This is a genomic window from Acidovorax sp. LjRoot194 (assembly GCF_964253015.1).
Lineage (GTDB): Bacteria > Pseudomonadota > Gammaproteobacteria > Burkholderiales > Burkholderiaceae_C > Acidovorax.
This window is the reverse complement of sequence record NZ_CAXUQB020000001.1, coordinates 5,749,017-5,772,785: the sequence shown is the minus strand read 5'-3', so window position 1 is coordinate 5,772,785 and position 23,769 is coordinate 5,749,017. Positions and strand designations below refer to the sequence as shown.

Here is a 23,769-nt window from a genome sequence, read left to right as displayed (position 1 = left end):
AACCGGTTGAATACCGGGCAACTGTTGGCGGGGTCGATCTCTAACAGAACTCAGGCCACCGCGAACTCGATGGCAGCACCGTGCGTACGCGCGGTGTGCGGCGTTGCAGGCGCAGCGCCCTCAGTAGCCAGTACCAGCGCATACGGCCCTTCGCCGCGCGTGCCCAGCTGCGCTCCCGCCGACTGCCCTGCGGCACCGCGCAGCGGCCCTTCCTGCGTCAGCACCAGCGTGCTGCGTCCCAGCGTCACCGTACCCACCCGCGCACCCGTGCCGGGCTGCAGAAAAGGTGCGCTCACATTGGCGGCCTGGGCTTGGCCCAGCAGGGCGCGGTAGTGGGCCAGGCTGGCGTCCAGGTCCTTCACGGCCAGGGCCAGGCTGGCCACGCCGCGGGCGCCGTTGGGGTGCACGCGGGCGTCGCCTTCGGGCACGCGCAGGGCGCGCGGGGTCTGGTCGCCGCACAGGAAGGGCAGGTCGTGCGACGGGGGGCGTGCCGTCTGCCACTGCAGGCGCTCGCCGTCGGGCCGCACGCGGCCGCCGTCGTGGGGGCCGCTGTAGGCCAGGCCCCGGTCCTTGGCGCCGGCCACGGTGGTGGCGGTGTCGGGCGGCAGCAGCGCAAAGTCCACGATGCCGTCGCCGTGCGCGTTCAAGAGCTCCCACCAGCGCTCGCCGGGCGATGGGGATCGCCACGCGATCAGCTCGAAGTAGGAGCCGTCCGCAAAGACGACCAGCGCGTTGTAGGTGGGCCGGCCGGGGTGGTCGCCGCCCTGCAGCACGTTGAATCCGAGGGCGCGGTAGTCGGCGATGGTCTGCTCCAGATCCTTCACCGCGATCACGATGTGGTCGAGTGTCAATGCCATGGGGGCTGTGTTCCTTGCGGGGTCAATGGGTGGTGAATGGTCGATGTGCGGTCAGTCGGTGGTCACGCGGGCACGGCTTCGGCGGGCTGTGCGGCTGGCTGCGGTGCGGTGGCGCTGGAGTTGGTCAGCGCGACGCTGGCGCGTACCTGCTGCGGGTTGCGCAGCAGGTTCAGGATGGGGCAGGTGCGCTCCACCGCTTCAAACAGTGCGTCGATGTCGGCCCGGCTCGCGGGCGAGTCGATGTGCACGGTGTAGGCGATGTCGTGCGGCCAGATGGGCGTTTCCTCGTGCCCGGGCTTGCCGCCGCGCGGGTCGATCACGCCGGTGACCTCGACCTCCAGGCTGGTCAACGGCACCTGGCGCGAGGCGGCCTGGATCAAGAAGATGTGCGTCACGCAGCTGCCCAGCACACCCAGTTGCAGCTCGGGTGAACTGGGGCCCAGGTTGTAGCCCGCGAAGTCGGGCGGGCTGTCGCTGATGACCTGGTGGTCGCGGATGCGGATGCGGCGCACGCCGCTGCGGCCTTCGGCGCTCACGCGGGCCTTCAGGGCCGCCGGCTGTGCGGTGCCGCGTTCGATGGCTGCGTCGCGCGCCAGCACGGCAGCGCGCTTTTCGGCCAGGTAGTCGTTGAGGTGGGCATGAAGCTGGGGCATAGCGGTGTGCTTTCTGCTGCTTGCCGCCGCGGACATCGGGCGCAATACAAGCAGCGTGTTGCTGCCATTGTGGGAAGCCACGCACCCCCATGCCAACAAAGAAAACCGCGCTCGCATATGCGCGTTCCGGATAAGTGCGCAGGCAGTGTCGACTGCATCGTTTTGCGCATATCGATGCTACTTAATACATGCCTGCAACCGCTCTTGCACCGATAGCATGAATGCATATGAACTGGCCCCGCTGCAGTGCGCACACCGCGCTGCAGCCTGTGACAACAGGTCCGCAAGGACGGCGCCGGATGTGTTATTCCAATGCCGGTACGGCGACGAGGTCATCACGTGTTTTTCGCAAAAAAGAAGTCGGTGGGATGGTGGGCCGCGGGTGCGGTCGCCGTGGCGGTAGGGGTGCTGTTGGCTGGCTGCTCCAAGCAGGGCAGCGAGCCTGTCGCGACCGCAGGTGCCAGCGCCGACCAGCCGGTGCAGGGCGGCACGCTGGTCTACCTGGAGCAGCAGGCGCACACCAACCTGTACCCGCCAGCGGGGGGCTTCTACCCGAACGGCGGCATCCTCAACCAGATCACCGACAAGCTCACCTACCAGGACCCGAAGACGCTGCAGATCCAGCCCTGGATCGCCGAGTCGTGGACCGTGAACGACACCGCCACCGAGTACACCTTCAAGCTCAAGAGCGGCGTGACCTTCTCCGACGGCACCCCGCTCGATGCCGCCGCTGTGGCCAGGAACTACGACACCTACGGCCTGGGCAACAAGGAGCTCAAGCTGCCGGTGTCCGAGGTGATCAACAACTACGACAAGAGCGAGGTGGTGGACCCGCTCACCGTCAAGTTCTACTTCAAGAAGCCCTCGCCGGGCTTTCTGCAGGGCACGTCCGTCATTGGCTCAGGCCTGGTGTCGCTGGCCACGCTGGCACGGCCGTTTGAAGAGCTGGGCGATGCGACGAAGATCATCGGCTCGGGGCCCTTCGTGGTGACGGCCGAGACGCTGGGCAAGGAGCTCACGCTCACCGCCCGCAAGGAATACACCTGGGGCCCCGCCCAGCACGCCCACCAGGGCCGTGCGCGGCTCGATGAGATCAAGCTCATCGTCACGCCCGAAGACAGCGTGCGCATCGGCGCGCTGCTGTCGGGCCAGGCGGGCTTCATCCGCCAGGTGCAGGCCTATGACGAAAAGCGCGTGCAGGACCAGAAGTTCGAGATCTATGCACCGTCCACGCGCGGCGTGAACAACAGCGTGGTCTTTCGCCCCGACAACGCGCTGGTGGCCGATGTGAAGGTGCGCCAGGCGTTGCTGCACGCCACCAACACCAAGGAGATCGTGCAGACGCTGTTCTCGGCCAACTACCCGCAGGCCACCTCGGTCATCGCGTCCACCGCGCTGGGCTATGTGAACCTGTCGGCCAAGCTGGGCTACGACGAGGCCAAAGCCAAACAGCTGCTCGACGACGCCGGCTGGAAGCTCAATGCCAACGGCCTGCGCGAGAAGGATGGCAAGGAGCTGGTGCTGGCCGCGTACGAGTCGCTGCCGCAGCCGCAGAACAAGGAAACCCTGCAGCTCGTGGCGCAGCAGTGGGCCAAGGTGGGCGTGAAGCTCAACGTGCTGGCGGGCGACGCCGGCAGCCGCGTGGTGGACAACCTCGACCCCGAGAAGACCCCCGTATCCCCCGGCATGGTGGGCCGCGCCGACCCCGACGTGATCAAGAGCAACTACTACCCCACCAACCGCAACGTGCTGCTGCAAAAGGGCGGCGTGAGCGGCAAGGTCAAGGCGTTCGAGGACACGAAACTCAACGGCCTGCTCGACGCCATCGCCGCCGAGACCGACCCGGCCAAGCGCCTGGCGCTCACGGCCGATGTGCAGAACTACCTGATCGACCAGGCATACGTGATCCCGGTGTTTGAAGAGCCGCAGGCGTTTGCAGGATCGCCGTCGGTGAAGGGCGTGGAGTTCGAGGCGGTCGGCCGACCCAGCTTCTACGGCACGTGGATCGCCGCAAGACACTGACTCCCCCTGAGTCGCTGCGCGCCTTCCCCCTGGGGGGACGCCACCGGTGGACCGGCGGAGCCGGGTCCACGGTGGCACTGGCATTGGCGTTGCGCCGGTTTCAAACGTTGTGCTACTGCCGCCGCCATTGCTGCTACTGCTTTTGCTGAAGGAGTGACTTCCATGTTCAAGTACCTTGCCCATCGCACGGGCCAGGCCCTGCTGGTGCTGTGGGCGGCGTTCACCGCGTCGTTCGTGCTGCTGCAGCTGTTGCCGGGCGATGCGATCCTGATCAAGTTCCTGAACCCTGAGTTCGGCCTGGGCCCGCAGGAGATCGCGGACATCCGTGCGGCCTATGGCGCGGACACGTCGGTGTGGCAGCAGTACCTGCACACGCTGCTGGGCTTTTTGAGCGGCAACTTCGGGTATTCGGTGCAGGCGGGCGTGCCGGTGAGCCAGGGCTTGGCCACCAACCTGCCGCCCACGCTGCGCCTGGCGGGGCTGGGCTTTGCGGCGGCGCTGCTGCTGGCGGTGGTGCTCGCGTTTGCCTCGCAGCTCACGCGCTGGGGCTGGCTGCGCTCTGCGCTGCAGTCGCTGCCTTCGCTGTTCATCTCGGTGCCGGTGTTCTGGCTGGGGATCATGCTGATCCAGGTGGTGTCGTTCCGCCTGGGGTGGATTCCGGTGATCAACCCCGGCAAGTGGCAGGGCCTGGTGCTGCCCACGCTCACGCTCGCCATTCCCATCGCCGCGCCGCTGGCGCAGATTTTGATCCGCAACATCGACGAAGTGCTCACGCAGCCCTTTGTGGCCGTGGCGCGCGCTAAGGGTGCCACGCGCCCCTGGGTGCTGTGGAAGCACGTGGCGCGCAACGCGGTGCTGCCCACGCTGACCATCGCGGGCGTCCTGTTCGGCGAGCTACTGGCGGGCGCCGTGGTGACCGAGGCGGTGTTCGGCCTCAACGGCCTGGGCAGCCTCACGCAGCAGGCGGTGGGCAACCAGGACACCGCCGTGCTGCAGGCGGTGGTGGTGGTCTCGGCCACGGCCTTCGTGTTCATCAACCTGGTGGTGGACCTGCTCTACCCCGTGTTCGACCCCCGCCTGCGTTCGCGCCTGGGCACTTGAGGAGATCCCGCATGACCACCACGTCTTCGACCGCCGACCTGGGCGTTTTTACGGGCACCGCGCAGCCGGCCCCGCACCGCTTCGAGCGCGCCGTGGCGGCGCCTGCCGCTGTCGTGGTGCCCACGGCGCCCATCCCGGCCGCCCCATCGCCGCGTGCGCACGGTGGCACGTGGGGCAGTCGCTTGCTGCAGCGCGCGCGCAGCGCACCCATCAGCCTGTGGCTGGCCTGGGGCGTGATCGCGCTGGTGGCGCTGTGGGCGGTCGCGCCCGGTGTCTTCACCAGCTACAGCGCCACGGTGGGCGTGGCCGGCCAGCAGCTGCAGGCGCCGTCGGCCGCGCACTGGCTGGGCACCGATGCACTGGGCCGCGACGGATACGCGCGGCTGGTGTTCGGTGCGGTGCATTCGCTGTCGGGCGCGTTCCTGGCGGTGTCCGTGGGGCTGGTGCTGGGCACGCTGCTGGGCGTGCTGGCGGGCTCCATCGGCGGCTGGGTGGAGGACGTGATCATGCGCATCGTCGATGTGCTGCTGTCGGTGCCTGCGCTGCTGCTGTCGCTGTCGATCATCATCATCCTGGGCTTTGGCACGCTGAACGCCGCAGTGGCGGTGGGCGTGGCGTCGGTCGCCAGCTTTGCGCGGCTGACCCGGTCCGAGGTGGTGCGCGTGCGCCGCTCCGACTATGTGGAGGCAGCCTTCGGCAGCGGCGGGCGCTTTGGCGCTGTGCTGTGGCGCCATGTGCTGCCCAACTCGCTGACCTCGGTGATTGCCATGGCGGCGCTGCAGTTCGGTTCGGCCATTTTGTCAATCTCGACGCTCGGCTTCCTGGGCTACGGCGCGCCGCCGCCCACACCCGAGTGGGGCCTGCTCATCGCGGAAGGGCGCAACTACATTTCCACGGCCTGGTGGCTCACCACCGTGCCGGGGCTGGTGGTGGTGGCCGTGGTACTGGCGGCCAACCGCATCAGCGCGGCGTTGACGAAGGGGCGCGCATGACCACCATCGCCCAGGCCGTGGCGCAGCCGCCGGTGCTGGAGGTGGAGAACCTCTCCATCGCCTACCGCGACAAGGACCATGAACAGCGTGTGGTGCACGGCGTGTCGTTCGCCATTGCGCCCGGCGAGGTCGTGGCGCTGGTGGGCGAGTCCGGCTCGGGCAAGACCACCACCGCGCAGGCCCTCATCGGCCTGCTCGCCGACAACGGCCGGGTGGAGCAAGGCGCGATACGGCTCAACGGCACCGACATCGCCGGCTGGTCGCCCGACCGCTTCGACACGGTGCGCGGCCGCGTGGTGAGCCTCATCCCGCAGGACCCGACCAGCTCGCTCAACCCCGTGCGCACGGTGGGCGAGCAGGTGGGCGAAATTTTGAAGATCCACCGCTACGGGGACCGCCTGGCCATCGCGCGGCGCGTGGTCGAGCTGCTGGCCAAGGTGGGCCTGTCGCAGCCCGAGCTGCGTGCGCGGCAGTACCCGCACGAGCTGTCGGGCGGCATGAAGCAGCGCGTGCTGATCGCCATTGCCATTGCGCTGCAGCCCGCGCTCATCATTGCCGACGAGCCCACCAGCGCGCTCGACGTGACGGTGCAGCGGCGCATCCTCGACCTCATCGACGAGCTGCGCAGCGAGTTCGGCACCGCCGTGCTGCTGGTCACGCACGACCTGGGCGTGGCGGCCGACCGCGCCAACCGGCTCGTGGTGCTGCAGGGCGGGCGCATCCAGGAGCAGGGCGACACCGCCAGCGTGCTGCGCAACCCGCACAGCGCCTACACGCGCAAGCTGCTGGCCGATGCGCCGTCGCTTGCGCAGGGCGCGTTTCGCCCGGCCCGTGCCACCGCGGCCAACGACGCGCCCGAGCGGCCCGAAGACTTCGCCATCGTGGTGGACGGCCTGGTGCACGACTTCGACGTGGCCGGGCGCAAGGAGCCGTTCCGCGCGGTGGACGGCGTGTCGTTCCGCGTGCGGCGCGGCACCACACACGCTATCGTGGGCGAGTCGGGCTCGGGCAAGACCACCACCATCCGCGACGTGGTGGGCTTTCGCCAGCCCACGGCGGGCCGCATCGTCATCGAGGGCACGGACCTCACCACCCTGCGTGGCGAGGCGCTGCGGCAGTTCCGCCGCACGGTGCAGCTGGTCTACCAGAACCCGTTCAGCTCTCTGGACCCGCGCCAGACCATCTTCCAGATCATCGAAGAGCCCCTGCTCAATTTCGCGCCGCTGCCCATTGCCGAGCGCGCACGCCGCGTGCACGACATCCTGGCCCGCGTGGGCCTGCCGCCCGCCGTGCTGGAGCGCCGCCCGCGGGCCCTGTCGGGCGGCCAGCGCCAGCGCGTGGCCATTGCGCGCGCCCTGGTGCTGCAGCCGCGCGTGCTGGTGCTCGACGAGGCGGTGTCGGCCCTGGATGTGACCGTGCAGGCGCAGATCCTGGCGCTGCTGGAGACCCTGCAGCGCGACCTGGGCCTGACCTACCTCTTCATCTCGCACGACCTGGCCGTGGTGCGCCAGATCGCGGACACCGTCTCGGTGCTGCAGGGCGGCCGGCAGGTGGATGCGGGCCGCGTGGAAGACGTGTTCCTGCGCCCCGGCAGCGACTACACGCGCGAACTCATCGACGCCATCCCCGGCAAGAAAAACATCCATCTTCACCATGACCTTCTCGACACCCACAGCAACCACACCATCCACACTACCCAAGCGCCTGGGCTTCTTCAGCAGGCTGCTTGACGACGCGCCTGCGGGCGAACGCTACCGGCTGGTGACCGAGCAGATCGCCCATGCCGAGGCCTTCGGCTTCGACTCCGCCTGGGTGGCGCAGCACCACTTTCATGAACACGAAGGCGGCCTGCCCTCGCCCTTCGTCTTCCTGGCCCACGTGGCGGCGCGCACACGGCGCATCCGCCTGGGCACCGGCATCGTGACCCTGCCCATGGAGAACGCGGTGCGCGTGGCCGAGGACGCCATCGTGCTCGACCTGCTCTCGGGCGGGCGCCTGGAGCTGGGCGTGGGCACGGGCGGCACGCCCGAGTCGTTCGCCGCGTTCGGCATCACCGGCGATGACCGCAGCGCGGTCTATGCGCGCCACCTGGCCCTGGTGCGGGACGCATGGGCCGGCAGGCCCCTGCCCGGTGGCGACCGGCTGTATCCTGCCGCCGAGCAGCTGCTGGGCCGCATCTGGCAGGCCACGTTCTCGGTGGCGGGCGGCGAGCGCGCGGGGCAGGCGGGCGACGGGCTGATGCTGTCGCGCACCCAGCCGCGCACGGCCGAGGCGCCGGGTGCGGCGCTGCACGACCTGCAGCACCCCATCATCGACGCCTACCTGGCCGCGCTGCCTGGGGGCGCCACGCCACGCATCGTTGGTTCGCGCAGCCTGTTCGTGGCCGACGACCGCAAGGAGGCGCTGCGCCTGGCCGATGTGGGCCTGCGCCGCGCCGCCGCGCGGTTTGCCGCGGCCGCACTGCAACCCGGCCAGGCGTCGCGCCCCGGGCCCGATGCGCCGCTGGAGGTATTGATCGCCGCGTACGACGTGCATGTGGGCACGCCCGACGATGTGATCGCCTCGCTGCAAGCCGACACGGCGCTGGCGCGCGCCACCGACATCGTGTTCCAGGTGCATTCGGTGGACCCGCCGCACGCGCACATCCTGCGCTCCATCGAACTCACGGCCACGCGCGTCGCGCCGGCGCTGGGCTGGGTGCGCAAGCACACCGGCGCTGCCACCACCGCTCCCACCACTGCAGCCGCAACCACAACGGCACCCACACCAACAGCTTCCTCCACCCGCACCGAGGCCATCGCATGAGCACTCCTGCCCCCATTCCCTCCCCCGGCGCAACGCCGCACGCTGCGGCGCTGCCCGACGTGATCGACCTGCTCGCCGGCATCGAACCCGGCGACCCCCTGGACACCATCCGCCGCCACCGGCTGGAGGCGCGCACGCATGCGCAAGCGAGCTACCGCGCGTTGTTCGCGCCCACCGCTCCGGCGCCGGGCACTGTCACGCTGGCCGAGCGCCTGGCGGTCGCGGCCTTTGTCGCAGGCCTGCACCAGCAGCCCGATACAGCGGCGTTCTATGCTGCCGCGCTGGTGGCGCAGGATGCCGGCGCAGGCCTGGCCCAGGCCATCTCGGCCGAGGTCAGCCGGGGCGCAACGCAGGGCCCGTACGGCCACTACCCCGCCGGCCCGCTGAGCCGCGAAAACACCGACGGCCCCGCCTACGCCGTGGGCGAGGCGCAGCGCACCGTGCTGGGCGCGCGGCTGTCGGCAGGCCTGGCGCATGCGCACCTGCTGACCTTCCACCCGCGCGACGCGAGCCCCGAGGCCTTGCAGGCTCTGCTGGACGCAGGCTGGTCGGCCACCGACATCGTGATCCTGTCGCAGCTGGTGGCGTTCCTGTCGTTCCAGATCCGCGTGGTGGTGGGCCTGCGCCTGCTTGCAGCGCATCCGGCACCTGCCGCGTCGTCGTCCACCCCCCGCACCGCAGAGGCCCAGCCATGAGCGATACCGCCGTCATCACCCACCCCGGCAACCATGAGCCCACGGCCTTCACGCAGGCGCAGCTCGAATGGCTGCCCTGGCTGCCCCCGCTGGCCGAGGACGAGCTGACCGAGCGCCACTACGCCGGCCTGGTGGACGCGGCACGTGCCAAGTCGCCCTACTTTCGCCTGCTGGCGCGCGACCCGGACACGCTGGGCGCGCGCACCCGCACCGACAAGGACATCTTCTACAACCCGGATGCAGGGCTGCCCCGGGCGGAGCGCGAGCTGTCGGCCACGGCCACCTCGCGGGCCAACGGCTGCATCTACTGTGCGTCGGTGCATGCGCGCTTTGCCGCGCACTTCTCGCACCGTGGGGCGGATGTGCAGCGCCTGTTGGACGAGGGTGTCGGGGCCGATCTCGACCCGCGCTGGAATGCCATCGTCGGGGCTTCGGTGGCCCTCACCGCCACGCCGACGGCGCTGGACGGCACCCACATCGAGGGCCTGCGCGCTGCCGGGCTCGACGACTTTGCGATCTCCGATGCGCTGCACGGCGCGGCGTTCTTCAACTGGGCGAATCGGCTGATGCTGTCGCTGGGGGAGCCGCAGCAGCAGGCTGCGGCTGCGGTCTGACGAGGGTGCGGATCGATCTCCCCTTCGCTGGGTGATCGGTTTCGGACCTATGGGGCGGGCCACTTCGGTTCGCTGTTCGTTCCACTTCGCCTTACTTCGATCACTCGGTCATGGCATCCCACCATCTCTCACTCTCGCAACCGTTCGGGCTGAGCCTGTCGAAGCCTTGCGCGGCGCTTCGACAGGCTCAGCGTGAACGGTGGGTGGGTGGGTGGGTTGGGTTGGGCGAGGTGAGGTTGGGTGAGATTGGGTTAGGTTTGCTGGGCTCTGTGGGGTGCGACGGCAACCGGGGCCGCACCCAGCTTCAGCCCAACAATCCCTTGGGCACCTTGTCCGCCTTCTTCTCCACCGGGTTGGCCGTGAGCCACTGCGGCGCGTACTGGCGCATGAACTCCTTGGCCTTGTCCTGCCGGGCCGTGAGCCAGGCGTCGTAGGCGCCTTCGTTCAGGATGGCGGGCATGCTCTTTTCGCTGCCGGGTTGCTGGTAGCGGTGCAGCAGCGCGTGGTTGTTGGCGTTCACGGTCAGCAGGCAGTAGCTCACGATGACTTCGCCGTCGCTGCCCTGCCAGCGCGCCCACAGGCCCGCCACGCCCATGGGCTTGCCGTCCACGCGCGAGATGCGGGTGGGCAGGGCCTTGCCGGCGCGGTAGTCGTCTTCGTAGAACGCCTGCATGGGCACGATGCAGCGCTGGCCCTTGAGCCATGCGTCGCGGAACGCGGTGCCGGTGGAGGCGAGGTCGGACTTGGCGTTGACCAGCTTGGGCGCGCGCAGCTTGGCGTCGGATGCGGACTTGACCCAGTGCGGCACCAGGCCCCACTGCGCGGGGACCAGCACGCGGGTGGTGGCGGCATTGCCTTCGGCCTGGTGGTCGTCCGCGGTGGGTTGTGTTGCTTCGCCTTCTGCGTTGGTGGGTGATTGCGCTTGCGCTTGCTGTTCCGCTTCCGCGTTTGCAGCAGCAGCAGGGTCGGCGATCGCTGCGGCCGTGGCTGCGTGGACGATGAAGGCGCCCGGCTTGCGGGGCCACAGGTGCCGCTCGCCCAGCTCGGCGGGGGGCTCCACGCCGAACGCCTCGCGGTAGGTGTCGGCGGGGTGCAGGGTTTCGTAGTGCGTGCTCATGGTGCGATGGTACCGGGTCGTGCGCAGGTTTAGCATTAAAAATGGCCTCTACCGCACGCTTGGCAAGCGCGAGCAGCTATCAAAACAGGAGTATTCATGCGCTGCGGCCTGCGGCTTTGTTCAACGCAGCCAGCGCCCGCAGCGCCCGTGGCATGCGCCAAGCCCTTTGCGGCCGCGCGTTGTTGTGAAGCCCGGGCGTTGGCCTCAGGCCCGGGCGCTGGCCGATGGCCCGGCGCTTTTGCCGATGCGCGATCCGGCGGGTGCCACGACGATGCGGTTGCGCCCCAGCGACTTGGCGGTGTACAGCGCCTGGTCGGCGCGCTCGAGCGTCAGCTCCACCGTGTCGCCCGGCAGGTGCAGCGCCAGGCCTGCCGACAGCGTCATGTGCAGGCTGCCTGAGGGGTGCGGGATCTCCATGCCGGCCACCGCCAGGCGCACGCGTTCGAGCAGTTCGCGCGCGTCGTCGCTCTGGGTGTCCGACAGCAGCAGCACGAATTCTTCGCCGCCCCAGCGGCCCAGCACGTCGGTGTCGCGCACGCTGGCCCGCACCACGCCGGCAAAGGCCTGCAGCGCGCGGTCGCCAGTGGCGTGGCCGTGGCTGTCGTTGATGCGTTTGAAGTGGTCGATGTCCAGCTCGGCCAGCAGCATGGGGCGGCCGCTGCGCAGGCTGCGGCGGTGCTCCAGGTCCATCAGGTCCTGCATGGCGCGGCGGTTGGGCAGGCCGGTGAGTTCGTCGCGCGTGGCCAGCTCGCGGTTCACGGCCAGGGCCTGGGCCAGCGCCTGGCGCTGCTCGCTCAGCCGCGCGCGGATGCGCTGGATGCGCAGGTTCAGCGCAATGCTGCCTCCCAGCACGATGAGCACCATGAGCGCGTAGGCCGTGTCCAGGTAGCCAAACGGAGAGGTGCTGAAGCGCGTGGTGGCCGCCACCGCGCAGCTGAAGGCCAACAGCGCGTAGACGCCGATGCCGATCACCTCGGCCACGCTGAGACCAAAGGTGCCAAAGAATAGGATCATGGCCAGCACGCTGGGGACGATGCCCCGCGCTTCGCCGGCCAGCACGTACGCCACGGCGCCGCTGGTGATGGTCCAGACCATCTGCGGCACGGTGAGGGACGGGTCGGCCAGGCGTGCGGTCTGGCCGGACCGGATGAACGCGGTCATCACGGCCAGCCCGCCCACCGAGATGGCAGCCCACCACTGCACGGCGGGGGCATTCGTCGCATCGCTGGCACCGGCCACCAGCAGCATTACGCCCGAGCTGGCGCTCATCAGCACCAGCGCGAGCAGCGCCACGCTCATCAGCGTGCGCCGACGGGGGTCGGTGGAGAGAACCACGTCCCTCAAGCGTTTCCAGCGTGACGGTGCGCGCAAATCGAAGCTCCTGACTGGACCAATCACCGCGCAAGGCACGGAGCAGCAGGCCGCCCCGGGAGGGCCTGGGCCTGAAGTCGGTTCATTCTAGGCCTCGGCCCGCGGGGCGTACAGGCCCACAGGGCGGGATGACGCCGGGTGCGGGTGGCCGCCTACAGGGTGAGCGCGGCCAGGGCGGCCAGCGGCGCCGTTTCGGCCCGCAGCACGCGCGGGCCGAGCGTGGTGGGGGCAAAGCCATGCTGCAGTGCAAGATCTTCCTCGGCGGCGCTGAGCCCGCCCTCGGGGCCCGACAGGAAGATCACGGCCCCTTCGCTCCCCGGCTCGACCGCGCCGCGCAGGGGTGCCGTGCCGGCGCGCAGCGACAGCAGCAGGCGCTGCGGACTGGCGGGTGCGCCGGCCAGGCCGGTGGCCGCGCCGTGCGCACGCACCCAACCCGCCAGGTCGACCGCGTCGTGCACCACGGGCACGCGGTTGCGGCCGCACTGCTCGCAGGCGGCCACGGCCACGGCCTGCCAGTGGGCGAGCTTCTTTTCGGCGCGCTCGCCCTTGAGCTTGAGCACGCTGCGCTCGGCCACCAGCGGGGTGATGCTGGCCACGCCCAGTTCGGTGGCTTTCTCCACCAGCCAGTCCATGCGCTCGTTGGCGGTGATGCCCGCCAGCAGGTGCACGGCGCGGGGCGCTTCGCGTTCGACGGCATGGTGCGCGCCCACCACCACGCGCACGTCGCTGCGGCCCATGCGCAGCACGGTGGCGTCGAACTCGCCGCCGGGGTCGCCCGCGCCCTGCCCGCCGTTGAACAGCGTGATGCCGTCACCCGGCTGCAGGCGCAGCACCTGCACATGGCGCGCGGCGCCGGGGGGCAGGTCCAGTTCGGCCCCGGTGATCAGGACCTCCGGGCAGTGGAAACGGGGCATATGCTATTGATTTGGTAGCTGCTGGCGCTTGCTGGATGACCGGCAGAGGCTGTTTTGATGGTGAGGACGGCTGGCCTACATGCGGCCGTAGGCAAAGCCCACGACCGGCTGCGTGCCTTCGATCTCGTCCAGCATCTTGAGCAGCGGCCCGAGCTGGCGGTAGCGGTTGGCCGTGGCGCCGATGTAGGCCATGAAGCGTGGCGTGTCGGCCAGGTACTTGGGCTTGCCGTCGCGCAGCGTCAGGCGGGCAAAGATGCCCGCGACCTTGAGGTGGCGCTGCAGGCCCATCCACTCCACGCTGCGGTAGAACTCGCCGAAGTCGTTGCCCCAGCCGCTGGCGCTGTTGGCGCCCAGCAGGCCGGCCTTGCGCGCCTTTTCCCAGTAACGCACGGTAATGTCGATGACAAACTCTTCTTCCCAGCTGATGAACGCGTCGCGCAGCAGGCTGGCGATGTCGTAGGTGATGGGACCGTAGACCGCGTCCTGGAAGTCCAGCACGCCCAGGGGGCCGTCGGCGGGCGTGGCCGGGCTGTGGGCGGGCCGTCCCGCCGCAGGCTTGGGCGCCATCAGGTTTCGGGTCATGAAATCACGGTGCACATACACGCTGGGGGCGGCCAGGTTGTGCGCCACGATCGCATCGAACGCGCTCTGGAGCGTGGCCTGCTGGGTGGCATCGAGCGTGACGCCGCGGTGCTTGCCGAGGTACCAGTCCGGAAACAGCGCCAGCTCGCGGCGCAGCAGGGCTTCGTCGTAGACGGGCAACGCGCCGGGCTGAGAGGCCTTTTGCCAGTCCAGCAGCGCATCGGTGGCCTGCTGGTACCAGGCGTACGCGTCCTGGGGCCGGGCGGGGTCCAGCAGTTCGATGAGGGTCTGGCGGCCCAGGTCGGACAGCAGCATGAAGCCGCCCGCCTCATCCCAGGCCAGGATCTGCGGCACGTGCAGGCCCGCGGCAGCCAGCAGGGCCTGCACCTGCACGAAGGGGCGGCAGTTTTCCTTGTCCGGCGGCGCGTCCATCACGATGCGGCTCACGCCGCTGGCGCTGTCGATGCGCAGGTAGCGCCGAAAGCTCGCATCCGCCGAGGCGGGGCGCAGCGTGTGGGGCAGCAACTGGTGGTGCTCCACCAGCGGCGCGAGCCACGCATCGAAGGCGCTGTGGCGGGTCGCGTCAGGCCAGGTGACGGCCGTGGCAGCGGGGGCTGAGCCGCCCGGCGAGGCGGGTGGAACGGCGGGCAAGGAGGGGGATGGGTGGCTCATGGATAATCCGATTTTACAAACCGCTGCGGGCCTCCCGCCGCGGTCTTCCTTTTGTCCGCCCTCTGCCCACCGTCCCACGTGCCACGCAGCCAGTCTTCTCCCGCGCAGACCCCTTCCCTCCGGACCCGGCCCGCCTCGGCAAAGGCCGCTCGGCTGCGCCCGCCCGTGCCCCGGGCCGTGGCCTATGGCGTGGCGCTCGCCTGGTGCGGCCTGCCCCTGTCCGCCCTGGCCCAGGCCGGCACGGCACCTGCCGCCAGCGCCTGGGATGCGCCGCCCGCGCTGCGCAGCTCGCCCCTGCTGCAGGAAAAGATCCCGGACGCGGTGCGGTCCCAGTTGCCCGTCTTCGTGAAGGGTGACCACATCAGCGGCCAGACGGACCTGAACGCAGTCATCGAAGGCAATGCCGAGCTGCGCCGGGGCGACACCGTGATCCGCGCGGACCGGCTGGACTACGACGTGCCCGAAGACCTGGCCAAGGCACGTGGCCAGGTGCGCGTGAACCGCGCCGGCAACGTGTACGAAGGCACGGCGCTCGAGCTGCGCGTGGATGCGTTCGAGGGCTTCTTCAGCGACGCGCGCTACCGCTTTCTGGCCACGCAGGCGCATGGCGAATCCAAGCGGGTGGACTTCATCGACAAGGACCGCGCGGTGGTGCACGCCGCCACCTACACCACCTGCCAGGTGGGCGATGAAGCCAGCTGGCAGCCCGACTGGGTGCTGCGCGCCAGCGTGATCCGCATCGACAACGAAGAGTCGGTGGGCACGGCCGAGAACGCGGTGCTGGAGTTCAAGGGCGTGTCGCTGCCGCCCATCCCGTACATCAGCTTTCCGCTGTCGGACAAGCGCAAGTCGGGGCTGCTGCCGCCGACCATCGGCCTCGACAGCCGCGACGGCGTGGCCTATTCGCAGCCCTACTACTGGAACATCGCCCCCAACCGCGACGCCACGCTGCGCGCAGCGCTGATGACCAAGCGCGGCGCCAACCTGGGCGGCGAGTTCCGCTACCTGGAGCCCAGCTACAAGGGCCAGATCAGCGGCGACGTGATGCCCGGCGACCGGCTGCGCGACCGCATGCGCTGGAGCTATTCGGGCCAGCACCAGGGGATACTCGATACCGGCATCGGCGGCGTGGGGCTCAACATCAACGTCAACCGCGTGAGCGACGACAACTACTGGCGCGACTTCGGCCGCGCGTCCGAGCCTCTGCGCCAGCGCCTGCTGCCCAACGATGCCAGCCTGTCGTGGGGTGCCAACGACATGAGCGCCACGGTGCGCACGCTCAAGTGGCAGACGCTGCAGGACGTGAACTCGCCCATCGTGCCGCCGTACGACCGCATGCCCCAGATGCAGTGGCGCTACGTGCCGTCGCAACTGGGCGGCGGCTTCGATGCCACGGTGGAGCTCGACACCACGCGCTTTCAGGCGGCCCGGGCGCTGACCAACCAGCCCAATGCCGACCGTAGCTATGCCATGGCGGCGATTAGCCGGCCGTTTCTGGCGCCCGGCGGCTTCGTCACGCCGCGGCTGCAGCTGCATGCCACCACGTACCAGTTCGACACGGGCCTGAGCAACGGCGACCGCTCGGCCAGCCGCACGCTGCCCACGTTCAGCCTGGACAGCGGCCTGGTGTTCGAGCGCGACGCAGCGTACTTCGGCCGGTCCTTCCTGCAGACGCTGGAGCCGCGCGCCTTCTACACCTACACGCCCTACCGCGACCAGAGCCGCCTGCCCGTGTACGACACGGCCGCCAACGACTTCAACTTCGCGACCATCTACACCGAGAACGCGTTCGGCGGGAACGACCGCATCGCGGACAACAACCTGCTGACGCTGGGTGTGACCACGCGCCTGCTGGACCCGAACACCGGGGCCGAGGCCGCGCGCTTCGGCATTGCGCAGCGCGTGCGCTTCTCCGACCAGCAAGTCACGCTGCCGGGCGGTGCGCCGGTGAGCGAGCGCCTGTCGGACGTACTGCTGGGCGCGGGTATCACCTGGACGCCGCAGTGGGGCTTCGACTCCACGGTGCAGTACAACCCCAAGACCGGCCGCTCGATCCGATCGACCATCGGCGCGCGCTACAGCCCCGGCAACTACCGCACCGTGAGCGCCGCCTACCGGCTGCAGCGCGGCACCAGCGAGCAGATCGACATCGGCTGGCAGTGGCCCTTGAACGACCTGTGGGGCGACAAGGGCAAGGACCTGGGCCCTGGCCGGGGCCAGGGCGGCAACCGCTGGTACACCGTGGGCCGCCTGAACTACAGCCTGCAGGACAGGAAGCTCGTGGACACCGTGGTGGGCCTCGAATACGACAGCTGCTGCTGGATCGGCCGCGTGGTGCTTGAGCGCCTGCAAAGCGGCGTGACCACCTCCAACACCCGCCTGCTGTTCCAGGTGGAGTTCGTGGGCTTCTCCCGCCTGAGCCTGGGCTCCAGCCCGCTGGAAACCTTCAAGCAACATGTGCCGCGTTACCAGTACCTGCGCGAGCAGGTCAGTACGCCCAGCCGTTTCACCAACTACGACTAGGCGCTCGCGCGCCCCAGTACCTCACACGCTCCACACCATGAACCAACGTGCATTTGCCCTGGCCTTGGCGGCCGCCCTGGTTTCCCTCATGGCCCAAAGCGCCGCCGCGCAGGGCCTGCGGCCGTCCGGGGCTGCTGCGGGCACGGGGCTGTCGCGCCCATCTGCCACACCGTCGGTCACGCTGCCGCCTGAAAACCGAAACAGCAGCGGCAACAACAGCACGGCCCCGCGCGCTGCGGACTACATCGTGGCGGTCGTCAACTCCGAGCCCATCACCAACAACGAAGTGCGCTCGCGCCTGGCCCGCGCCGAGGCCCAGCTGGCGCAGCAAGGCGGCGCCATGCCCCCGCGCGACGTGCTGGCGCGCGAGGTGCTCGAGCGCCTCATCGTCGAGCGCGCACAGCTGCAGCAGGCCAAGGAGTCCGGCGTCAAGGTGGACGACTTCGCCGTGTCGCAGGCCGAGCAGGGCGTGGCCCGCCAGAACAACATGACCACCGACGAGCTGTACCAGCGCCTGGCGCGCGACGGCATGGGCAAGGAACGCTTTCGCGAAGAGCTGCGCAACCAGCTGCTGCAGCAGCGCCTGCGCGAGCGCGAGGTCGAAGCCCGCGTGAAGGTCAGCGATCTGGACATCGACCAGTACCTGCGCGAGCAGCAAAAGGGCATGGACGTCGCGTCCATGGAAATCAACCTGGGTCACGTTCTGGTGCTGGTGCCCGAGAACGCCAGCCCCGTGCAGGTGGCAGAGCGCCAGGCACGCGCCCAGCGCGCCGCCGACCGCGTGCGCGGCGGCGAGGACTTCGCCACCGTCGCGCGCGAACTCTCCGACGCACCCGAAGGCCAGCGCAACAACGGCCTGCTGGGCCTGCGCCCGGCCGACCGCTACCCCGAACTGTTCGTGAACTCCACGCTGGGCCTGCCGGTGGGCGGCATCGTGGGCCCCGTGCGTTCGCCTGCAGGTTTTCACATCCTGAAGGTGGTCGAGCGCGTGACCGCGGGCGTGCCCACCACCGTGACGCAAAGCCACGCACGCCACATCCTGCTGCGCACCAGCCCCCAACTGACCGAGACCGCCGCCGCTGCGCGCCTGGCCGACTACCGCCGCCGCGTGCTGGCAGGCCAGGCCGACTTTGCGGTGCTGGCACGCGAGCATTCGCAGGACGGCAGCTCCAAGGAGGGCGGCGATCTGGGCTGGGCCAACCCGGGCCGCTACGTGCCCGAGTTCGAGCAGGCGATGAACGCCCTGAAGCCTGGTGACATCAGCGAGCCGCTGGTGTCGCGTTTCGGCGTGCACCTGATCCAGCTGATCGAGCGCCGCGAGGCCAAGCTCACCCAGCGCGAGCAGCGCGAGATGGCGCGCGACACCGTGCGCGAGAAAAAACTGGACGAGGCCTACGCCACCTGGGCGCAGGAACTGCGCGGCCGGGCGTACGTGGAATACCGCGACCCGCCGCAATGAGGAATAAGTGCATCCCCCTGAGGCGCTGCGCCTGGGTGCCACCGCCAGAGGCGACGGCTTTTCGGGCTCGTCCAAGCCTGCGCAGGCAGGCTTGGAGCCGCGGCCCTCAGCCCCTCTCTCGAACGGCTGCGCCGTTCGGGAAGGGGGACACCGCCAGCGCACGCCAGCGAAGCGCAGCCTGCGCTGCCAGGCGGCCCTTGCTCGGCGGCCGCTGGTCTGCGCGCCCTCGTCACAGCTCGCACATCGACCACACACGCGAGCCCACGGCATGAAACACATCCCCCGCAAGCGCTTTGGGCAGCATTTTCTGTCCGACAAAAGCATCATCGAAGACATCGTGCAGGCCATCGCCCCGCAGCCGGGCGACCCCATGGTCGAGATCGGCCCCGGGCTGGCGGCGCTCACGCAGCCCCTGGTGGAGCGCCTGGGCCGCCTGACGGTGATCGAGCTGGACCGCGACCTGGCGCTGCGCCTGAGGCTGCACGGGCAGCTCGACGTGATCGAGTCCGATGTGCTCCGGGTCGACTTCACGCAGCTGGCGCAGGACTTTCGCGCCAAGGCGGGCCAGCCCGACCTGCGGCTGCGTGTGGTGGGCAACCTGCCCTACAACATCTCCACGCCCATCCTGTTCCATCTGCTCGAGCATGTGGAGGTCATCCAGGACCAGCACTTCATGCTGCAAAAGGAAGTGATCGACCGCATGGTGGCCCGCCCATCGACCAGCGACTACGGCCGCCTGTCGGTGATGCTGCAGTGGCGCTATGCGATGGAGAACGTGCTGTTCGTGCCGCCGGAGAGCTTCGACCCGCCCCCGCGCGTGGACAGCGCCGTGGTGCGCATGGTCCCGCACGCCGAGCCCGCAGCGCTGTCGGTGCCCCTGCTGGAAGAATTGGTGCAGGTGGCCTTCAGCCAGCGCCGCAAGCTGCTGCGCCACACCCTGGGCCGCTGGCTCGAAGCCCGCCAGTTCCCCGGCACCTTCGACACCCAACGCCGCGCCGAAGAAGTGCCCGTGGCCGAATACGTGGCCCTGGCGCAAGCTTGCTCTTGAATTGATAGCTGCTGGCGCTTGCTGGGCAAGCGGTAGCGGTCAATTTGATCAGTGCTAAGGGGAGTCTGAGGGCTCAGGCTGGCTGCACGGTGGAGCTGCAAGCACGCCTGCCAACGTCGCACCCGACCCGACCCGACCCGACCCGACCCGACCCGATGCGGTGCGGTGCGGTGCGGTGCGGTGCGGGCTAAACCCGTCGGTCAAACATCAACAGATGTGAAACAGGTTTGAAGTAGGCACTGCGCTGCAGTCGCCTGCGCTGATTTCGTCACTTACAACGAAACTGGCGCGGCCAAGGCGAGAGGCACCGCGCAAGGGCCGCCCCGCCGCGCTGGTGTCGTCCCCCTTCCCGAACGGCGCAGCCGTGCGAGAGAAGGGGCTGAGGGCCGCGGCTCCAAGCCTGCCTGCGCAGGCTTGGACGAGCCCGAAGAGCCGCCGCCTCTGGCGGTGGCACCGAGGCGCAGCGGCTCAGGGGGATGCCCCGAATTCAAGCCGCGCTGAGCCAGTACCCGGAGTTGAAGGGGCTGCTCATGCGCAGCGCCATGGGCGAGACGTCCACGAGCTTGTCCGTGGGCATCTTCTCGCCGGAAGGATCTGTGGCAACAGCTGCTGCTGCGCTACCGATGTCTATGACCTCGACACCCGGGGTGCCGTGAGCCTCGTTCGCCCGTTCTGCTTGGCTGGTGGATGCAGAACGGGCTACAGAAAAGAATAGAAACACCGGAAGGGGATCTTGCGGTCACCCCAGTAGTCTGCGGCGTCCCGGAAGATGTCGAGCAGTTGCTCGCGGGCTTCCTTGTCGAACTTGCCGGTGGCGGGGATCTGCTCCAGCACCACGATGAAACCAGGCTGCGGGCCTGATTTGTGCAAGGGGTCTGTCATGCAGTCGTACAACGCGTCGAAGTTCTTGCCGAAGTGCGACGGGAAGGTGAATTGCCCGGCAATCAGGTCCAGCACATCCTGCTTGGATTGCGCGTGGGCCAGGTTGGCGTACAAGAAATGGTGACCCATGGAAGTGGCTGCATCCTGCAGGTCCTGCACGCGGAAGGCGCGGATGGACTGCACGATGTTGGTGCGCACGCCACGCAGTGGCGTTTCCAGGTCTTTACGAAGTGGCGTCTGCATCTCCGCTACTCTTTCTTTAGAAAGTCCACAAACTTCTGGCATCTCGCAGAGCTGCGAGGGCCAGCCTGCGATGGGTGAATTCAATGGGATACGGTGCAGGTTGCCAAGTTTCATTTGGCAGGTGTGCACCGCAACGGGTGTCATTTGGCGATTTCGCGAAAACTGGCGTAGTGGTCGCTGGTGTAGTAGCAGGCGTCCGGCGTCCGGGGCTTGCCACCGCACACGATGCGCCGGGCTCCCCGGTCACGCGATCCTGGCGTTCTGACGGTGTATTCGCGGTAGTAGCCCCGCTGGTGGGCGGGCAACAGCCGCTCGCGATTGCCGAAAACCGATCCATCCTTGTCGTACGGAAACGGCCCGCCCTCATGAATCAGCGCATACGTCGCTCGCCCTTGGGGCGGCAACTCGGCCAGTGCAATGGGGGTGATGGACCCGTCTGGGGACGGGGATTTACGGGCGTGCCCCGCAACCGGGGACAGCACGAACGCAACACCCAGAACACACAAAACCCCTGCTTTGCGCGCCCGGGTGGCTACAGCCTTCAGCATCAACGAAACCTTTCACACGACTTATGCAATCCTGGGCAGGCAAATCGCCTATCCCTGAAAACGCACTTCATGCACTCTTGTTTGCATAAGTCCAGACTCCAGAAACCTACGGGTTAACCCGAAATTTCGACCCGCTAGTGTGACTCAATGGCCCCCAAAAAGCAAGCGTCTGCACAAAACTTGGGCAGACGCTGAAAGGGGGTGCAGGCGCCTTAAGTTAGCACTTGCTATCGGTTGGTGACTTACCGCAACGCGTTGGCATCGGCCACGGTCAGTGCGGTCATGTTCACGATGCGGCGCACGGTGGCGCTCGGCGTCAGGATATGGACCGGCTTGGCGGCGCCCAGCAGGACCGGTCCGATGGCAATACCGCCGCCGGCGGCCGTCTTGAGCAGGTTGTAGGCGATGTTGGCCGCGTCGATGTTGGGGAACACCAGCAGGTTGGCGTCGCCCGTCAGTTCGCTGCCGGGCATGACGGCGGCACGGGCCTTGCCGTCCAGCGCCACGTCGCCGTGCATCTCGCCGTCCACCTCCAGCCACGGAGCCTGCTGGCGCAGCAGCTCCAGCGTCTGGCGCATCTTGATGGCGCTGGGGCTGTTGCTGGTGCCGAAGTTGGAGTGCGACAGCAGCGCGGCCTTGGGCTTGAAGCCAAAGCGCATCATTTCTTCCGCGGCCAGCGCGGTGATCTCGGCCAGCTCCTGAGGCGTGGGGTCGTAGTTCACGTGCGTATCGACCAGGAACACCTGGCGGCCGGGCAGCATCAGGCCGTTCATGCAGGCGTACACCGGCACGTCCTGCTCGGTGCTGTCGGCGCCGCCGGCGTGCTTGCCGATCACCTGGTCGATGTACAGCAGGTGGTTGGCCGTGGTGCCCCAGGTGCCGCAGATCAGGCCGTCCACTTCGCCCTTGTGCAGCATCATCGCGCCGATCAGCGTGAGGCGCCGGCGCATCTCGATCTTGGCGACTTGCTGCGTGATGCCCTTGCGCTCGGTCATGCGGTGGTAGGTCTGCCAGAAGTCGCGGTAGCGGTGGTCGAAGTCGGTGTTGACCACGTCGTAGTCCACGCCTTCCTTCAGGCGCAGGCCGAACTTCTCGATGCGCTGGGCGATGATGGCCGGGCGGCCGATCAGCGTGGGGCGCGCCACGCGCTCGTCCACCACGATCTGCGCGGCGCGCAGCACGCGCTCTTCCTCGCCCTCGGCATACGCCACGCGCTTGCGTGCGGCGCTGCGGGCGGCGTCGAAGATGGGCTTCATCGTCGTGCCCGAGGCGTAGACGAAGGCCTGCAGGCGGTCACGGTACGCATCCATGTCGGTGATGGGGCGCTGCGCCACGCCGCTGTCGGCAGCAGCCTGGGCCACGGCCGGGGCGATCTTCATCATCAGGCGGGGATCGAACGGCTTGGGGATCAGGTACTCGGGGCCGAACGACAGCTTCTCGCCCACATACGCTGCGGCCACGACTTCGCTCTGCTCGGCCTGGGCCAGCTCGGCAATCGCGTGCACCGCGGCGATTTCCATCTCATCGGTGATGGTGGTGGCGCCGCTGTCCAGCGCGCCGCGGAAGATGTAGGGGAAGCACAGGACGTTGTTGACCTGGTTCGGGTAGTCCGAGCGGCCCGTGGCCATGATGATGTCGCTGCGCACGCTGTGCGCGAGCTCGGGCATGATTTCGGGGTTGGGGTTGGCCAGCGCGAAGATCACCGGGCGCTCGGCCATGGTGGCCACCATCTCGGGCTTGAGCACGTTGCTGGCCGACAGGCCCAGGAACACGTCGGCGCCGGCGATCACCTCGGCCAGCTTGCGCGCGTCGGTCTTTTGCATGAACTGGCGCTTGTCGTCGTCCATCAGCTCTTCGCGGCCTTCGTACACCACGCCGGCCAGGTCGGTGACGAACACGTTCTTGCGCTGCACGCCCACCTTGAGCAGCAGGTTCAGGCAGGCCAGCGCCGCAGCGCCCGCGCCGCTGGTCACCAGCTTCACGTCCTCGATCTTCTTGCCCGCCACCTTGAGCGCATTGACCATGGCCGCCGCCACCGTGATGGCCGTGCCGTGCTGGTCGTCGTGGAAGACCGGGATCTTCATGCGCTTGCGCAGCTCGCGCTCCACGTAGAAGCAGTCGGGCGCCTTGATGTCTTCGAGGTTGATCGCGCCGAAGGTGGGCTCGAGCGCGGCGATCACTTCCACCAGCTTGGCGGGGTCCTTCTCGTCGATCTCGATGTCGAACACGTCCACGCCCGCGAACTTCTTGAACAGGACGCCCTTGCCCTCCATCACCGGCTTGGAAGCCAGCGCGCCGATGTCGCCCAGGCCCAGCACGGCCGTGCCGTTGGTGATGACGGCGACCAGATTGCCGCGTGCGGTGTAGCGAAACGCGTTGGCCGGGTCCTTGACGATCTCTTCACAGGGGGCGGCCACGCCGGGCGAGTAGGCCAGGGCCAGGTCGTGCTGGTTCACCATCTGCTTGGTGGCGGCAATGGCGATCTTGCCGGGCTTGGGAAACTCGTGGTACTCGAGAGCGGCACGGCGCAGTTGGGCGCGCTTGTCGGATTCGTTGTTGTTGTTCTCGGTCTGGGCCGTGGTGTTCTCGGGCATTCAATGTCTCCAACTCAGGGGTGGGTGCAAAAAAACCGGGCTGCAGCGGCTCCGCGCGGGCTGTCAGCTTTGTAAGG

The 23,769-nt window shown here is 68.6% G+C and carries 19 protein-coding genes; 10 read left to right on the top strand and 9 right to left on the bottom strand.

The features are described 5' to 3' along the window. Positions 1 to 50: 50 nt before the first annotated feature. Together ACSQ3N_RS26105 and ACSQ3N_RS26100 are read right to left on the bottom strand one after the other, a co-directional pair. Entirely contained in the window at positions 51 to 857 is an 807-nt protein-coding gene (locus ACSQ3N_RS26105; RefSeq protein ID WP_056171445.1) for a VOC family protein, read from the bottom strand. A 62-nt stretch (positions 858 to 919) separates the two neighbouring features. Further along, entirely contained in the window at positions 920 to 1,510 is a 591-nt protein-coding gene (locus tag ACSQ3N_RS26100; protein WP_056171443.1) for an OsmC family protein, read from the bottom strand. Between the two features lie 312 nt (positions 1,511 to 1,822). Here ACSQ3N_RS26100 and ACSQ3N_RS26095 point away from each other — a divergent pair, with 312 nt between their 5' ends. The 7 genes from ACSQ3N_RS26095 (at position 1,823) to ACSQ3N_RS26065 (ending at position 9,739) form a co-directional block, all read left to right on the top strand. Then, positions 1,823 to 3,532, top strand: a complete 1,710-nt coding sequence (locus tag ACSQ3N_RS26095; RefSeq protein WP_436147876.1) for a TIGR04028 family ABC transporter substrate-binding protein — start codon at positions 1,823 to 1,825, stop codon at positions 3,530 to 3,532. Positions 3,533 to 3,694: 162 nt separating this feature from the next. Next, a complete protein-coding gene (locus ACSQ3N_RS26090) occupies positions 3,695 to 4,633 on the top strand; it encodes an ABC transporter permease (RefSeq protein WP_436147875.1) in 939 nt (312 codons plus the stop codon). Between the two features lie 11 nt (positions 4,634 to 4,644). After that, the gene (locus ACSQ3N_RS26085; protein ID WP_436147874.1) at positions 4,645 to 5,625 is read left to right on the top strand and encodes an ABC transporter permease; all 981 of its coding nucleotides are present in this window, start codon (positions 4,645 to 4,647) and stop codon (positions 5,623 to 5,625) included. After that, a complete protein-coding gene (locus ACSQ3N_RS26080) occupies positions 5,622 to 7,355 on the top strand; it encodes a dipeptide ABC transporter ATP-binding protein (RefSeq protein WP_436147873.1) in 1,734 nt (577 codons plus the stop codon). Before ACSQ3N_RS26085 ends, ACSQ3N_RS26080 begins: the two co-directional genes overlap by 4 nt. Continuing rightward, entirely contained in the window at positions 7,279 to 8,430 is a 1,152-nt protein-coding gene (locus ACSQ3N_RS26075; protein ID WP_436147872.1) for a putative FMN-dependent luciferase-like monooxygenase, read from the top strand. The genes ACSQ3N_RS26080 and ACSQ3N_RS26075 overlap by 77 nt, the downstream gene beginning before the upstream one ends. After that, the gene (locus ACSQ3N_RS26070) at positions 8,427 to 9,125 is read left to right on the top strand and encodes a CMD domain protein (RefSeq protein ID WP_436147871.1); all 699 of its coding nucleotides are present in this window, start codon (positions 8,427 to 8,429) and stop codon (positions 9,123 to 9,125) included. Before ACSQ3N_RS26075 ends, ACSQ3N_RS26070 begins: the two co-directional genes overlap by 4 nt. Continuing rightward, entirely contained in the window at positions 9,122 to 9,739 is a 618-nt protein-coding gene (locus ACSQ3N_RS26065; RefSeq protein WP_436147870.1) for an alkylhydroperoxidase domain protein, read from the top strand. Before ACSQ3N_RS26070 ends, ACSQ3N_RS26065 begins: the two co-directional genes overlap by 4 nt. A gap of 304 nt (positions 9,740 to 10,043) precedes the next feature. On the opposite strand, the gene ACSQ3N_RS26060 is transcribed toward ACSQ3N_RS26065, so the two are convergent. From ACSQ3N_RS26060 to ACSQ3N_RS26045, 4 genes are all read right to left on the bottom strand, one after another. Beyond that, a complete protein-coding gene (locus tag ACSQ3N_RS26060; RefSeq protein ID WP_436147869.1) occupies positions 10,044 to 10,856 on the bottom strand; it encodes an SOS response-associated peptidase in 813 nt (270 codons plus the stop codon). Between the two features lie 204 nt (positions 10,857 to 11,060). After that, entirely contained in the window at positions 11,061 to 12,191 is a 1,131-nt protein-coding gene (locus ACSQ3N_RS26055) for a diguanylate cyclase domain-containing protein (RefSeq protein WP_436147868.1), read from the bottom strand. A 188-nt stretch (positions 12,192 to 12,379) separates the two neighbouring features. Then, complete coding sequence (locus tag ACSQ3N_RS26050) at positions 12,380 to 13,141, bottom strand: 16S rRNA (uracil(1498)-N(3))-methyltransferase (protein ID WP_436147867.1); 762 nt, start codon at positions 13,139 to 13,141, stop codon at positions 12,380 to 12,382. 75 nt (positions 13,142 to 13,216) lie between these two features. Beyond that, positions 13,217 to 14,395, bottom strand: a complete 1,179-nt coding sequence (locus ACSQ3N_RS26045) for an aminoglycoside phosphotransferase family protein (RefSeq protein ID WP_436147866.1) — start codon at positions 14,393 to 14,395, stop codon at positions 13,217 to 13,219. A gap of 165 nt (positions 14,396 to 14,560) precedes the next feature. Here ACSQ3N_RS26045 and ACSQ3N_RS26040 point away from each other — a divergent pair, with 165 nt between their 5' ends. The 3 genes from ACSQ3N_RS26040 (at position 14,561) to rsmA (ending at position 19,425) form a co-directional block, all read left to right on the top strand. Continuing rightward, positions 14,561 to 16,918 carry an LPS-assembly protein LptD gene (locus ACSQ3N_RS26040; RefSeq protein WP_436147865.1) on the top strand — a complete coding sequence of 786 codons (2,358 nt, stop codon included), beginning with the start codon at positions 14,561 to 14,563 and terminating at the stop codon, positions 16,916 to 16,918. Between the two features lie 37 nt (positions 16,919 to 16,955). Further along, positions 16,956 to 18,377, top strand: coding sequence for a peptidylprolyl isomerase (locus ACSQ3N_RS26035; RefSeq protein WP_436147864.1), 1,422 nt, complete (start codon positions 16,956 to 16,958; stop codon positions 18,375 to 18,377). 268 nt (positions 18,378 to 18,645) lie between these two features. Beyond that, a complete protein-coding gene (gene rsmA / locus ACSQ3N_RS26030; protein WP_436147863.1) occupies positions 18,646 to 19,425 on the top strand; it encodes a 16S rRNA (adenine(1518)-N(6)/adenine(1519)-N(6))-dimethyltransferase RsmA in 780 nt (259 codons plus the stop codon). 699 nt (positions 19,426 to 20,124) lie between these two features. Here rsmA and ACSQ3N_RS26025 read toward each other — a convergent pair. From ACSQ3N_RS26025 to ACSQ3N_RS26015, 3 genes are all read right to left on the bottom strand, one after another. After that, on the bottom strand, positions 20,125 to 20,550 hold the full coding sequence (locus tag ACSQ3N_RS26025) for a barstar family protein (RefSeq protein ID WP_010464776.1): 426 nt from the start codon (positions 20,548 to 20,550) through the stop codon (positions 20,125 to 20,127). A gap of 140 nt (positions 20,551 to 20,690) precedes the next feature. Further along, on the bottom strand, positions 20,691 to 21,098 hold the full coding sequence (locus ACSQ3N_RS26020) for a ribonuclease domain-containing protein (protein ID WP_436147862.1): 408 nt from the start codon (positions 21,096 to 21,098) through the stop codon (positions 20,691 to 20,693). Positions 21,099 to 21,340: 242 nt separating this feature from the next. Next, positions 21,341 to 23,692 carry an NADP-dependent malic enzyme gene (locus ACSQ3N_RS26015; RefSeq protein ID WP_436147861.1) on the bottom strand — a complete coding sequence of 784 codons (2,352 nt, stop codon included), beginning with the start codon at positions 23,690 to 23,692 and terminating at the stop codon, positions 21,341 to 21,343. Positions 23,693 to 23,769: the final 77 nt, after the last annotated feature.